Raw genomic sequence first — 12,574 nt, 5'->3', positions numbered from 1 at the left:
CTGCCGAAGGCTGCGATCTTTTGATCTTGATCTTGATCTTGATCTTGATCTTGATTTTTAGAAGCAAGATCAAAAGATCGCAGCCTTCGGCAGCTCCTACATGTCACTAGTCATGCTATTTGAGTCGAGAGAGAAGATTTATAGCGGATTTACCGCTGTTGGCAAATATAAAGTCCGACTAATTGATATGGCGAAAAGCGCCGAAGGTCGGCTCACCGCCCGGGCACTGCACTTTTTCGCAATCGGCGGCTCTATGCATGGCCAGGATGCGGTGACCCCCGCCGCACAGGAATGTGCCTGTCCGAGATTTCATGCCGAGTGTTTTTGCCCTGATCACCGTCGCTCACCGCCGCCCGTGTCTGCTGCTGGCCTGCCTGTTGTCGCTGTTGCTCAGCGGCTGCAGCCACCAGAACGGCAATGGATTTTTCAATCAGATACGAGAAGGGCAGCCGCAGGAATTTCTGCAGACCAGCGTCGACCGTATGGCCACCCTGGCGATGCGCGACAACCTCGACAGCCTCTATCGATTGATGGGCAAGCTCTACCTGCGCAACCCGGAAGAACTGCGCAAATCCGGCTTCCTCACCGTCAACGCCGCCGTGAAACAGGTGCGTCTCGCTGTCGAGCAACAGCAGCCGTTGCCCGTGCTGGGCGGGCGTAAGGACCTGGCGGCGCTGAGCTATGCGATGAGCCCGGAATTCCTCGGCGACCGCGTCGGCGCCTTCATCTATGCAATCGGCAGCATGCTGGTTACCGCCCACGGCAATCGCACCGAGTTCTACATGACCGACGCGATCAACCCGACGTTCGTGCACAACGCCGCGCGCAACATCGAAAAAGCCATGTGGATTTTGTCGCAACGACAAAACAAGGAAGGCCAGCCGTTGCTGTTCTCCAACGAAATCTCGGAGGAGGGCAGCAACCTCAGCTTCGCCACCGAATTCAGCAAAATCGTCGCGCGCCTGGACCTGCTCACGCAGATGCTCGATGAGCGCTATCGCAGGATCGGCCTGAATTACGCGCAGAGCCTGCTGTTCTTGAATTTCCTGCCGGTGCAGTGAGCCTTGCAGGTTTGCTGAAGCGCAAAGATCCACTGTGGGATCTGCGGTGAATTCGATATGGCATAACGATAGACCGCATCGATATATGTGGTTATAAGAAAAATCGCTATGCTGCGGGCCAGATTTTCCTGTCGTTTTCTGGACGTTTGAATGGAATTGGCAAATTTCGGCCTGGTGATTGCCGGGCTGGTGGTTGGGTTTATCGTAGGCATGACCGGTGTCGGCGGCGGTTCGTTGATGACGCCGATTCTGCTGTGGTTCGGCATCAACCCGGCGACGGCGGTGGGTACCGATCTGCTGTACGCTGCGATCACCAAATCCAGCGGCGTCCTCGTTCACAGGAAGAACAAGAACATCGACTGGGCGATCACCGGCTGGCTGACCCTCGGCAGCGTGCCAGCCGTGGCCATGACCCTGTGGTTCCTCAGCACCCTGCACACCGCGCCGGACGCGATGAACGCCATCATCAAACAGGCGCTCGGCTTCGTCCTCTTCGCCACTGCCCTGGCAATCTTCTTCAAGAAACGCTTGCTCGAATTCGCCCACAAACGCGCCGGCGGCAACTATAACCCGAGCGGTTCGCGGCTTAACGTGATGACGGTGATCACCGGTCTGATCCTCGGCACCATGGTCGCCCTGACCTCGATTGGCGCCGGCGCACTGGGCACCGTCGCCTTGTTCATCCTCTACCCGCTACTGCCAACCCGCCGCCTGGTCGGCACCGAAATCGCCCACGCCGTACCCCTGACCCTCGTCGCCGGCCTCGGCCACGCAAGCATGGGCAACATGGATTGGGGCGTGCTGGGCTTCCTGCTGATGGGCTCGCTGCCGGGCATCTGGCTCGGCAGCCACCTGACCGGACGCATCTCCGACGAAGTCCTGCGCCCGTGCCTGGCGACGATGCTGGTGTTGATTGGTTATAAGTTGGCGTTCTGATTCAGTCTGGAGCAAACACTTCCAATGCAGCGGCCGTAGGGATGTGCCGATGATCGCTTGCGTCATGTTGCGCAAAGTTCTCCCTGACCTAAGCTTCTGACAGGGCAATGCCTTTTTGCCAGACGCCGCCGGAACAATCGCCACGATGCGCAATCAGTAGTGCGTGGATATCAAAAGGAGATGCGCATGCTCATCAGGTCCCTGACCCTGACCCTCTTGCTGGCAATCGCTGGCCCCCTGTTCGCCGCCGACAGCGATTCACCCCTGGCCGGGGACGTGGGCCGCGCCCGCCCGCTGATCGTGATTGCGCAAAGCACCGTCGACCCGGTGTGGCTGAGCCTGAAAAAGTCACTGGAAGACCCGGCCAACAAAAAGGGCGTCACCGACCGCAACATCAAGGTCTACACCATCCTCAGCATGTCCGGACAGCTCGACGGCAAGGACATGGGCCAGCAGGACACCATGGCCCTGCTGCGCTCGCTGAAGCTCGGCGCTGGCGCTTATCCCAAAGTGTTCCTGGTGGGCAAGGACGGCGAAACCAAGCTCTCCGCCTCGGGTGACGAAGCCAAGGCATTGAGCCTGGCAAAAATCTTCGAAACCATCGACGCCATGCCCTTGGCCGAAAAAGAAGCCGCCGCTGCGGCCGCCGCCGCACAAACGCCTGCCGCCACCGAGCCGGAACCGGCCAAAGGCGCTAAGGGCAGCAAACCGGCGAAACCGAGCAAACCGCCGCAGATGCCGGATGATTGATCGGTTTTTGAGAGATGTTTTATAAGCGTAAAAAGGGGCGAGAAGAGTTATCTTCTCGCCCCTTTTTTACGCTGGCATCTGGCGGATGATATTTACTAGCACGGGCGAGAAGGGTTCGAGCTTTTGCGCTTTCGGCAGAAGTAAATCATCCAGGAGCAGGTCGAGTATTTCCTTATCCTCAATCTCCGGCAATTCGCCGGGTTGGACCCCAACCTTATAAATCAGCGCTTCAACCAAGGTTCTTCTTCTGCCGATAAGAGCGCGGTTGCTCTCTTCGGTGTGGCCCAGATTCAAAGTTTCTATGGCCTCTTTTGCGCGTGCAGTTTTTCCCGCGACCAAGCCTGAAAGGTAAAACTTGAGTTCGGTTTCACACTCATCCATGAAAGGAGTCAGCCCCAGCGGCTGCGTTCCTCGACCGTGCCCGCAATGAGGGCGATTCTCGCAACTGGCTACGATGTTGGTGAAATCCAAAGTGCGGTTGTGGACGCGATTCTGAGCTTCAACATGCTCATTGTGGGAGCCATCGACCGTGATGGACTGACAGCAATAAGCGCACAGCCCGAACTGCTCGGTGACGCAAGCGGCCCTGACGGTTTGACGTTCTTCGTGCGGAAGGTCAGGGTAGGTGGCGGTCTTGTTTTTCAGCTTCCATTTCGCAAATGAATCCGGCTCAGCTCCTTTGATTATCTTACGCACGACGCAACTCCAGCTTGCGGATCAGCAGAGCGGCTTTCGTTAGCTCGATATGACCTTCGGGGAGTTCTGAGGAAAGCTCAGCGAACAGCAATTTGGCTTCGTCCAGATTTCCGTCCTGTACTTCCTTCAGAAGCCGATTCAGGCGCTTCTGCACGTCGCTGTTGCGGATGTCAGTGTCCATGACTTCCAGCAGTATCTGATTGGCGTCGAGTCCGTAAAGGCCGTTGTGTTCTTGAAGCTCGCCGTCGTTGAGTACGTAAACCAGCACCTCCTTAGCATCGCTGATGACGAGGGGGGAGTGCGTGGTTAGTACGAACTGGCAGTTCGGGAACGTTTCGCTCAACTGACGGATCAGGCTGCGTTGCCACTTCGGATGCAGGTGCAAATCGACCTCGTCGATGAGCACGATGCCGTCACCGTGCAGTGGGTTTTCCATCGATTGATTCATCATCGCCAAACGACGAGCAATATCGCCGACGAGTGCCATTATCGATTTCTCACCTTGAGAGAGTTGGGCGACGTTTAGAGTGACGCCGTCCTTATCTATTGCCATGTGTAGTCGTGGTTTGCGTTTGACGCGCAGATTGCTAAAGCCAGGCATAAATGCGCTTATGGCTGAGCGTACCGCTATTAATTGGCGATCTCTGGTGGATGCCCTTAACTCGGCAAGAGTCTTCCATACGTCACTGTTTGAACCGAATATTTCAGAAATTTCGGTCAGTGCGGTATCTGAAATACCTGTCTCGTTCTCACTGTCTTCGCGCTGGCGAAACCATTCGAAAAAACGGCGAAAATCAACGCCTCTGTTGAGTGAGTTATCGTAACCATCGAGTTGGTCAAAGGAATGTTTGGTGCGAATTTTTAGCGGTATTTCAAGAACGGAGCGTTCAACTGGGTAGTAGGCAATCAGTGGTAGGGAAGCGCTGTCGTCGCCTGAAAGTTGAGTGCGATAGTGATCGGCTACTAAGGTAGCGTCCGCCAACACGCTATGAGACGCAGACTTTCGTCCTCTTTTGCCGCGGGCAACTGTCCAGCTAAACAAAATTTCTTTTGCCCATTCCTCAAGTGTTTCGGACTGCGCATTGCATGTGTCGATCACAGCGACGTTAATCATCGCAATAGAACTATTGTTACGAATAACATCATCAGTTATGGGACTTCCGACACCTTTTTCGGAACGGATCCTGGCGACCAGCCAGCTCAAGGATGTCGCAAGCGATTTCAAAACCGTGGTTTTGCCAGCCCCGTTGTTCCCCACCAACACTGTCACATTGGATGGATTCTTGGAGGTCGGTGCCAAGTAGATCGTCAGATCGGCGAACCGGCCGACATCGGTAAGGCTTAGGCTGAAAACTTGCAATGCGTCACCCTTAGATTCTGTCGATATGAAGTTATGCGCATTATGTCATCACCGTCCCCGGATTGAATCGATCAGTGTAGATACAACGAATTTATCCGCTAATCAAAACTCGTTGCAGCATGTGCCTGCCGAAATGTCTGACACAAATCGCCTTCAATCTCTGTGGATTTTTCCTGCAAGACGCGGCGGCCGTGGTGAACTGGTGCGTTGTGGCGCAGGGGGATAACCTCTTTTGGCCGCTGAAAAACACAGTGGTCGGATGTGGAAGTCCGGTGATTCCCGAGCGCGCATTGCGCCTGTAAACACATGTTGGTGGTTTTTATGCCAACATTGTTTGCTTATGGCAGCTATGCGCAGGAGCACTCTCGAGTGCACCGGGTTCCTCGGGTTTCCCCGGACTTCCACACCTGCGCAAAGCTGCCACCCTCTCGTGGAAGTGAGTTCGGCAGTTTTTTCTTTAAATGTCCCGAGGGTTTATTTATGAAAAAACACACTCCAAATCCCCCCGAATCCCCCATGGATTCAAGCTCCTTCAACTCCAATAACCCGCGTTTGCGCCACCCCGGCCAACCCGACCCCATCAGCCACGTCTTCACCATTCTCCCCGACATCGACACGGCGACACTGCTGAGCCATGCCTGCGAAACCCTTGCCTCACTGAACGTACTGACCACCGATCTGGCCTGCGAGTTGAGCGGTGCGCAGCGCAGCCTGACGTTGTCGATCCAGCAATTGGCGGTAGTCGGAGAACTGCTGGTCAACCGCGCGTTGGACAATCTCGATTCACCCGCAACGGCGACTCAACATTGAACAGGAAGGTTCTACTATGGCGCGCTACATACCGATCACCGGGATCGACTGCAAAATTCCCTGTGTGCTGATCGACAGCGAAGCCCCCATTGACGTGTTGCACGGCACCGCGGCTTACCGCTTGCGCTGTGTGACGCAGCTGATGGAGAGCCTTTCGCTGGACGAGGGCAAGGGACACGATGCATTGCTGTTGCAGGATTTCGCCCGGGTGCTGGCGATTCCGTTGCGCGATAGCTGTGACTTGATGGATGTCATTGGCTGGCGCTTGCAGGCGCAGCTTTAAGCGCTGAAACGAAAAAGATCGCAGCCTGCGGCGGCTCCTACAGGATCGGGTTTTCACTCGGTCAATGGAGCTGCCGCAGGCTGCGATCTTTTGATCTTTATTCGGTCAACTGACTGAAAATCTCATGCGCAATCTTCACCCGTTCGGCATTCGGGTAGTTCTTGTTGGCCAGAATCACGATGCCTATGTCCCGCGACGGCACGAACGCCACATACGCGCCAAAGCCCCGCGTAGATCCGCTTTTGTTGAACAGCACATTGGCCGGTTCAGCTTGCGGTGGGGTCAGCCACTCGACTTTGTGCGGTTCCATGGCCATGGGGGTCGAGTTGCCGTTTTGCAGTTTTTCCAGGCTGATCGGGTAGGCGTAGCGTTCCCAGCCCAGGCCTTGGGTCATGTCGCCGACGCGGTAATAACCGATGTGGGTGTTGGCGATGGCTTTGTGCAGATCAGGCGCAAGGCTGGCCGGTTTCAGCTGTGCCTGGACGTAACGCAGCAGGTCGGTGGCGCTGGTTTTGATGCCGTAGGCTTCGGCGTCGAGGGCGCCGGGGCTGACGCGTACCGGTTGGTCGGCGCTGTCGTAGCCTTGGGCATAAAGCTTCGACTGCGCTGACGGTACGCTGAGGAAGGTGTGCTGAAGGCCGAGTTTCGGCAGCAGGGTTTGCGTCATTGCCAAGTCGAACGGCTGGCCGAGGCTTTTCGCCGTCAGGTAGCCGAACAGGCCCAGGCTCGGGTTGGAATACAGGCGATGGCTGCCGGCGGGAAATTGCGGTTTCCACTGTTGGTAATAGCCGAGCATCTTGTCGGAAGAATCCGCCTCAGCGGGGAATTGCAACGGCAGTCCGCCAGCACTGTAGGTGCCCAGTTGCAGCACGCTGATGTTGTCGAAGGCGCTGCCCTTGAGCTCCGGCCAGAGTTGGCTGGCCTTGCTCGACAGGTCGAGTTTGCCTGTGGCCTGGGCGTAACCGGCGAGGGTGGCGGTGAAGGTTTTACTCACCGAGCCGACTTCGAAGAGGGTGTTTTCGCTGACCTTTTGCGCGGTGTCTTTAGCGGCGACCCCGTAGTTAAAGTAATGCGCCTGGCCATTCAGCGTGATCGCTACCGTCAGCCCCGGGATGTTGTTTTGCTGCATCGCCGGGGTGACGGCTTGGCTGACCAGAGCCTGTAATTGCGCATCCGTCGGCGTTGCGGCATGACAGGCAACGCTGCCGAAGAACAGTGCGAAAGCGCTGTAGGAAAAGACCTTGCTCGGTTTTAAGGAACACATGATTGAATCACTCTCCATGAGTGTCGATTGGTGTATCCCGCTACACTGCGGGTGATTTTTCATCGGACGGCCGATCAGCGCGGCCAATTTAGGCACTTCGCCGGCCCTCGACAAACGATGAAAACTCGCATGAGCCATTAGAAAAATTTGAGGCAACGCATGATTCGACCGCAACTGCCGCTCAACGCTCTGCGCGCATTTGAAGCCTCGGCACGTCACTTGAGTTTTACCCGTGCTGCCGTCGAGTTGTGCGTGACACAAGCGGCGGTGAGCCATCAGGTCAAAAGCCTGGAAGCGCAACTCAACCTGACCCTGTTCAAACGCCTGCCCCGTGGGCTGATGCTGACCAGTGAAGGCGAGACTTTGCTGCCGGTGCTCAGCACTTCATTCGACCACATCGCGCAGATGCTCGAGCGTCTGGCCGGTGGGCAGTATCGCGACATGTTGACGGTCGGCGCAGTGGGCACGTTTGCCGTGGGCTGGCTGTTGCCGAGGCTGGCGGACTTTCGGGGGAAACATCCGCTTATAGATTTACGTCTGTCGACCAATAACAACCGGGTGGATGTGGCGGCGGAGGGACTGGATTACGCCATTCGTTTCGGTGCTGGCGCCTGGCATGGCATCGAGGCGACACGCTTGCTCGATGCGCCGTTGTCGGTATTGTGCGTGCCGGAGATTGCCCGGCAACTGCACAAGCCGGCGGACCTGTTGCAGCAGACCTTGCTGCGTTCCTATCGCACCGATGAATGGCCGGAGTGGTTTCACGCAGCGGGCCTGGCGACGCAGGCCGCGCCACCGCAAAGCATCGTGTTCGATTCGTCGCTGGCAATGATGGAGGCCGCATTGCAGGGCGGCGGCGTGGCGTTGGCGCCGCCGCTGATGTTCGCCCGGCAGCTGGCGGCAGATGCGATCTGCCAGCCGTTTGCGATCGAGATCACCACCGGCAGTTACTGGCTGACGCGGTTGCAGTCGCGAGCGGAAACGGTGGCGATGAAAGCGTTCAAGGCGTGGTTGCTGCAAGTTTCTGCCTGATTCACCTCATTCCCTGTGGGAGCTGGCTTGCCAGCGATGGGGTCGCAATGGCCAACATTGGTGCTGGCTGACCCACCGCTATCGCTGGCAAGCCAGCTCCCACAGGTTTATCAGTTGAATTACAGGGCCGGTCTTTAATCCTCGATTTTTCTTACCGCACCAGACACGGCCGCTTGTTATCGAATTTCCACCCCGGAATCAGGAACTGCATCGCCACGCTGTCATCCCGCGCGCCGAGGCCCATGCCTTTGTAAAGTTCGTGGGCCTTGGCCACTTGATCCATGTCCAGCTCCACGCCCAGCCCGGGTTTTTTCGGCACCTGCACGAGACCATCGACAATTTGCAGCGGTGCCTTGGTCAGACGCTGGCCGTCCTGCCAGATCCAGTGGGTGTCGATGGCGGTGATCTCGCCGGGTGCGGCGGCGGCGACATGGGTGAACATGGCCAGGGAAATATCAAAGTGGTTGTTGGAATGCGAACCCCAGGTCAGGCCCCACTCGTGGCACATCTGCGCGACGCGTACCGAACCCTGCATGGTCCAGAAGTGCGGGTCGGCCAGCGGGATGTCCACTGACTGCAACTGAATCGCGTGGCCCATTTCACGCCAGTCGGTGGCGATCATGTTGGTCGCGGTTTTCAGTCCGGTGGCGCGGCGGAATTCAGCCATGACTTCGCGCCCGGAATAACCGTTTTCGGCACCGCACGGGTCTTCGGCGTAGGCGAGTACGTGGTGCTGATCGCGGCACAGACGAATCGCCTCTTTCAGCGACCAGGCGCCGTTCGGATCGAGGGTGATTCGCGCTTGAGGGAAGCGCTCGGCCAGTGCCGTGACCGCTTCGATTTCGGCATCGCCGCTGAGCACGCCGCCCTTGAGTTTGAAATCCTTGAAACCGTACTTGGCGTGCGCCGCCTCGGCCAGACGCACGACTGCTTCGGCGGTCATGGCTTTCTCGTGGCGCACACGGAACCAGTCGTTGTCGGCGTCCGGTTCGCTGCGATAGGCCAGATCGGTTTCGTGTTGATCACCAACGTAAAACAGATAACCGAGCATCTTCACTTCGTCACGTTGCTGACCTTCACCGAGCAGCGCCGCCACCGGCACGTCGAGGTGCTGGCCGAGCAGGTCGAGGAGAGCGGCCTCCAGGCCGGTGACCGCGTGAATGGTGATGCGCAGGTCGAATGTTTGCAGGCCGCGGCCGCCGGCATCGCGGTCGGCGAAGGTCTGGCGCACCTGGTTGAGAATCTTCTGGTAGGTGCCGATGGGGCTGCCGACCACCAGATTGCGTGCGTCTTCCAGTGTCTGGCGAATACGCTCGCCACCGGGCACTTCGCCGACGCCGGTATGGCCGGCGTTGTCCTTGAGGATGACGATGTTGCGGGTGAAAAACGGCCCGTGGGCGCCGCTCAGGTTGAGCAGCATGCCGTCGTGACCGGCCACCGGAATGACCTGCATGTCGGTGATGATCGGAGCTTTGGCGGTGTCATGAACAGTCATTATTGTTTTCCTTGTCGAGACGTAGTCAGGCGTGTTTCGGCGCGGCGTCGGCCACAGCCTTTTCAGCAGCGGGTTTGGGCGTGGTGCGCGCGGCGAAGACGATGATTGCGGCGATGATCGAGGTCGCGGCCAGACCATAGAGGCCGCCCTGAATCGAGCCGGTGTGCTGCTCCAGCAGGCCGAAGGTGGTTGGCGCGACGAAGCCGCCGAGGTTGCCCACTGAGTTGATCAGCGCGATCACTGCCGCCGCGATGCGTGCATCCAGGTAAGCCTGGGGAATCGGCCAGAACAGCGACGAGGCGGATTTGAAACCCAGTGCCGCAAAGCAGATCGCGACGAAGGCAAAGATCGGCCCGCCAGTGGTGGACATGAACATCCCCGCTGCGGCGATCAACAGGGCAGTGGCGACCCATGCTTGCTGGTGTTTCCACTTCGCCGACAGCGAGGCGAAGGCATACATGCCGACGATCGACAGCAACCATGGAATCGAGTTGAACATGCCGACCTGCACGTCGCTGAGTTCGCCCATCTTCTTGATGATGCTCGGCAGCCAGAAAGTCGCCGCGTAAATGGTCAGCTGAATGAAGAAGTAGATCAGGCAGAACAGAATGATCTGCCGGTCCTTGAGCAGTTTGCCCAGCGACGGCCGGATCGGCGTCGCGGCTTCGCGGGCCTTTTGCTCGTCGTCGATGGCGCTGACCAGCGCATCCTGTTCGGCGCGGCTCAGCCATTTGGCGTCGTGGGGTTTGGCATCCAGCCAGAACCAGACAAACACGCACAGGCACACCGAGAACATCCCCTCGATGAAGTACATCCACTGCCAGCCGTGCATGCCCAGCCCATTGATCTGCAGGAGCAGGCCGGACAGCGGACCGGAGATCAGCGAGGCCACGGCCGAGCCGCTGAGGAAGATCGCGATCGCCTTGCCGCGCTCGACGCCGGGCAGCCAACGGGTGAAGTAATAAATCACCCCGGGAAAGAACCCGGCCTCGGCGACACCGAGCAGGAAACGCAGGATATAGAAGTGGGTTTCGTTCTGAATGAAGGCCATGCAGGCCGCGACTATGCCCCAGGTGAACATGATGCGGGTCAGCCAGATCCGCGCGCCGACTTTCTGCAAAAGCATGTTGGACGGCACTTCGAACAGCGCGTAACCGATGAAGAACAGCCCGGCGCCGAAGCCGTAGGCGGCAGCACCAATGCCCAGATCGGTTTCCATGTGGGTGCGGACGAAGCCGATGTTCACCCGGTCAATGTAATTGACGATGAACATGATCACGAAGAGCGGCAGGACGTGGCGTTTGACTTTGGAGATGGCTGAGGCGAGCGTCGGATCGACGCTGTCCTGCATCCCGGAGACGGAGGTTTTCACTGATGTTTCTCCCACTGATTATTTTTATGCGGGTAGGACTGGGTGCTGCGTTGTTGCTAGACATCATACAACTGTAATTTTTTGTCCTACAAGTGGGGAGGGCGATCAAATTCTTCTGATTGTTCGGTTTTTTATGCGAAAACCGGATTCTAGCTCGTATTCATTGAACATTTCGCCAGTCGAGCGCAGCGCCTTTTTGAGATATGAATGATGATGCGTGATGGCTGGCTATCGAAAATATTCGAGGTAATGGAGTGTTGTCATACAAGCTGACGACCCATCGACCGCTAAAATCCATCTCAACCGTCATCCCGCAGTGCTACGATCGGCAAGCCCCGATCACCGGAACCGATCATGCAAGAAGACCTCGACGCGCCCGCGCGCAAACGCACGCACAACCTCGCTCATGACCTGGTGGAAAAGCTCACCCAGAGCATCCTGCTCGGACAACTGTCGCCCGGTGACAAGCTACCGTCGGAGAACTCCATCGTTCAGGAGCACGGCGTCAGCCGCACGGTGGTGCGCGAGGCCATTTCCAAGTTGCAGGCCTCGGGGCTGGTCGAGACGCGCCACGGCATCGGTACCTTCGTGATCGAGCGTGCAGCGGAGCAGGGCCTGCGCCTGAACGTCGATACGGCGCTCGGCGTGCGCAGCATTCTCGAATTGCGCATGGGCCTGGAGACGCAAGCGGCGGCGCTGGCGGCGCAGCGGCGCAGTGAGCAGCAGGTGCAGCAGATGCGTCAGGCGCTGGATGACTATCAACGGCTGCTGGCGAACAACGACAGCTGCGTGGAGGCCGATCGGCGTTTTCATCTGCTGATCGCCGAGGCCACCGGCAACGCTTGTTTCAGCGAGATCATGCAGCACCTGGGCAGTGCGATGATCCCGCGCAATCGGCTCAATGCCGCCGAGCGCGGCGCGGCGGATCTGAGCAAGCTCGGCCACTTGGCCAATCTGGAACACGAGGCGATTCTGAATGCGATCAAGCGTCAGGACGCCGATGCCGCCCGTGCCGCGATGTGGTTGCACCTGACCAACAGTCGCGATCGCTTTACCGCCCAAGGCTGATGCCGCTGGTCTGATCTACCGCACGCCCTTAGCACCCGCGCTTCCAAGTAATAGGCCCCGGATAATCCGGGCCAGTATTGTGAGGTGCAGCATGGCTGATGACTCGCTTGTTCCCGGTGGCATGGCGCCCACCGACCAGACCCGCCCCGTATCCGGCACCGACGAGCCGACCCTGAGCGATCACGATGCACCGCCGGGCATGGACCCGGGGCGCGATCCGCTGAGCGATGCCGACCGCCCGGATGACTGGAAGGATCCGCCGGATGACGAGGATGTACCGCCGGCGGACGAGCCGACACCGTTGTCGGATGATATGCGCTGAGGTCTGGATTATTCATTGAGTGGGCCGGCCTCTTCGCGAGCAGGCTCGCTCCCACAGTGGATGACACAAACTCCCTGTGGGAGCGAGCCTGCTCGCGAAGACGGCATCGACTTCACAGCAGATTA

General features: G+C 58.2%; 13 protein-coding genes. 8 read left to right on the top strand and 5 right to left on the bottom strand.

All coding sequences use genetic code 11. The features are described 5' to 3' along the window. The first annotated feature begins 311 nt into the window (after positions 1 to 311). The 3 genes from QMX86_RS24685 (at position 312) to QMX86_RS24675 (ending at position 2,747) form a co-directional block, all read left to right on the top strand. Positions 312 to 1,061 carry a hypothetical protein gene (locus tag QMX86_RS24685; RefSeq protein WP_056788708.1) on the top strand — a complete coding sequence of 250 codons (750 nt, stop codon included), beginning with the start codon at positions 312 to 314 and terminating at the stop codon, positions 1,059 to 1,061. A gap of 150 nt (positions 1,062 to 1,211) precedes the next feature. Beyond that, positions 1,212 to 1,997, top strand: coding sequence for a sulfite exporter TauE/SafE family protein (locus QMX86_RS24680; protein ID WP_071172964.1), 786 nt, complete (start codon positions 1,212 to 1,214; stop codon positions 1,995 to 1,997). Between the two features lie 186 nt (positions 1,998 to 2,183). Further along, positions 2,184 to 2,747 (top strand): DUF4174 domain-containing protein, encoded by a 564-nt coding sequence (locus QMX86_RS24675; protein ID WP_282386521.1) that lies wholly within the window; start codon positions 2,184 to 2,186, stop codon positions 2,745 to 2,747. Between the two features lie 66 nt (positions 2,748 to 2,813). On the opposite strand, the gene QMX86_RS24670 is transcribed toward QMX86_RS24675, so the two are convergent. Both QMX86_RS24670 and QMX86_RS24665 read right to left on the bottom strand, forming a co-directional pair. After that, complete coding sequence (locus QMX86_RS24670; RefSeq protein ID WP_282386519.1) at positions 2,814 to 3,443, bottom strand: retron system putative HNH endonuclease; 630 nt, start codon at positions 3,441 to 3,443, stop codon at positions 2,814 to 2,816. After that, positions 3,436 to 4,803: an AAA family ATPase gene (locus QMX86_RS24665; RefSeq protein ID WP_282386518.1), complete on the bottom strand. Its 1,368-nt coding sequence runs from the start codon at positions 4,801 to 4,803 to the stop codon at positions 3,436 to 3,438. Before QMX86_RS24665 ends, QMX86_RS24670 begins: the two co-directional genes overlap by 8 nt. A 480-nt stretch (positions 4,804 to 5,283) precedes the next feature. On the opposite strand from QMX86_RS24665, the gene QMX86_RS24660 reads away from it, so the two are divergent. After that, the gene (locus QMX86_RS24660; RefSeq protein ID WP_282386516.1) at positions 5,284 to 5,613 is read left to right on the top strand and encodes a DUF6124 family protein; all 330 of its coding nucleotides are present in this window, start codon (positions 5,284 to 5,286) and stop codon (positions 5,611 to 5,613) included. Between the two features lie 16 nt (positions 5,614 to 5,629). Continuing rightward, positions 5,630 to 5,896 carry a hypothetical protein gene (locus tag QMX86_RS24655; protein WP_016775363.1) on the top strand — a complete coding sequence of 89 codons (267 nt, stop codon included), beginning with the start codon at positions 5,630 to 5,632 and terminating at the stop codon, positions 5,894 to 5,896. A 97-nt stretch (positions 5,897 to 5,993) separates the two neighbouring features. Here the strand turns inward: QMX86_RS24655 and ampC are convergent, their stop codons facing one another. After that, complete coding sequence (gene ampC / locus QMX86_RS24650; RefSeq protein ID WP_282386514.1) at positions 5,994 to 7,160, bottom strand: class C beta-lactamase; 1,167 nt, start codon at positions 7,158 to 7,160, stop codon at positions 5,994 to 5,996. 159 nt (positions 7,161 to 7,319) lie between these two features. On the opposite strand from ampC, the gene QMX86_RS24645 reads away from it, so the two are divergent. Continuing rightward, on the top strand, positions 7,320 to 8,192 hold the full coding sequence (locus QMX86_RS24645) for a LysR family transcriptional regulator (RefSeq protein ID WP_282386512.1): 873 nt from the start codon (positions 7,320 to 7,322) through the stop codon (positions 8,190 to 8,192). 151 nt (positions 8,193 to 8,343) lie between these two features. Here the strand turns inward: QMX86_RS24645 and gudD are convergent, their stop codons facing one another. After that, complete coding sequence (gene gudD / locus QMX86_RS24640) at positions 8,344 to 9,687, bottom strand: glucarate dehydratase (protein WP_282386510.1); 1,344 nt, start codon at positions 9,685 to 9,687, stop codon at positions 8,344 to 8,346. Between the two features lie 25 nt (positions 9,688 to 9,712). Then, positions 9,713 to 11,059: an MFS transporter gene (locus QMX86_RS24635; protein ID WP_282386508.1), complete on the bottom strand. Its 1,347-nt coding sequence runs from the start codon at positions 11,057 to 11,059 to the stop codon at positions 9,713 to 9,715. A 354-nt stretch (positions 11,060 to 11,413) separates the two neighbouring features. Here QMX86_RS24635 and QMX86_RS24630 point away from each other — a divergent pair, with 354 nt between their 5' ends. Together QMX86_RS24630 and QMX86_RS24625 are read left to right on the top strand one after the other, a co-directional pair. Beyond that, entirely contained in the window at positions 11,414 to 12,127 is a 714-nt protein-coding gene (locus QMX86_RS24630; protein ID WP_056788733.1) for a FadR/GntR family transcriptional regulator, read from the top strand. Positions 12,128 to 12,218: 91 nt separating this feature from the next. After that, entirely contained in the window at positions 12,219 to 12,449 is a 231-nt protein-coding gene (locus QMX86_RS24625) for a hypothetical protein (RefSeq protein WP_071172961.1), read from the top strand. The last annotated feature ends 125 nt before the right edge of the window (positions 12,450 to 12,574 follow it).

The organism is Pseudomonas sp. PS01270 (genome assembly GCF_029959775.1).
GTDB classification, from domain to species: Bacteria; Pseudomonadota; Gammaproteobacteria; order Pseudomonadales; family Pseudomonadaceae; genus Aquipseudomonas; species Aquipseudomonas atacamensis.
Note: the sequence above shows the minus strand (reverse complement) of the source record. Positions and strands in the feature narration are given on the sequence as shown.

Coding starts and splice junctions, on each gene's coding strand:
- QMX86_RS24680 (WP_071172964.1), top strand. CDS start 1,212: ATGGAATTGGCAAATTTCGGCCTGGTGATTGCCGGGCTGGTGGTTGGG.
- QMX86_RS24625 (WP_071172961.1), top strand. CDS start 12,219: ATGGCTGATGACTCGCTTGTTCCCGGTGGCATGGCGCCCACCGACCAG.
- gudD (WP_282386510.1), bottom strand. CDS start 9,687: ATGACTGTTCATGACACCGCCAAAGCTCCGATCATCACCGACATGCAG.
- QMX86_RS24630 (WP_056788733.1), top strand. CDS start 11,414: ATGCAAGAAGACCTCGACGCGCCCGCGCGCAAACGCACGCACAACCTC.
- ampC (WP_282386514.1), bottom strand. CDS start 7,160: ATGTGTTCCTTAAAACCGAGCAAGGTCTTTTCCTACAGCGCTTTCGCA.
- QMX86_RS24660 (WP_282386516.1), top strand. CDS start 5,284: ATGAAAAAACACACTCCAAATCCCCCCGAATCCCCCATGGATTCAAGC.
- QMX86_RS24685 (WP_056788708.1), top strand. CDS start 312: ATGCCGAGTGTTTTTGCCCTGATCACCGTCGCTCACCGCCGCCCGTGT.
- QMX86_RS24655 (WP_016775363.1), top strand. CDS start 5,630: ATGGCGCGCTACATACCGATCACCGGGATCGACTGCAAAATTCCCTGT.
- QMX86_RS24675 (WP_282386521.1), top strand. CDS start 2,184: ATGCTCATCAGGTCCCTGACCCTGACCCTCTTGCTGGCAATCGCTGGC.
- QMX86_RS24645 (WP_282386512.1), top strand. CDS start 7,320: ATGATTCGACCGCAACTGCCGCTCAACGCTCTGCGCGCATTTGAAGCC.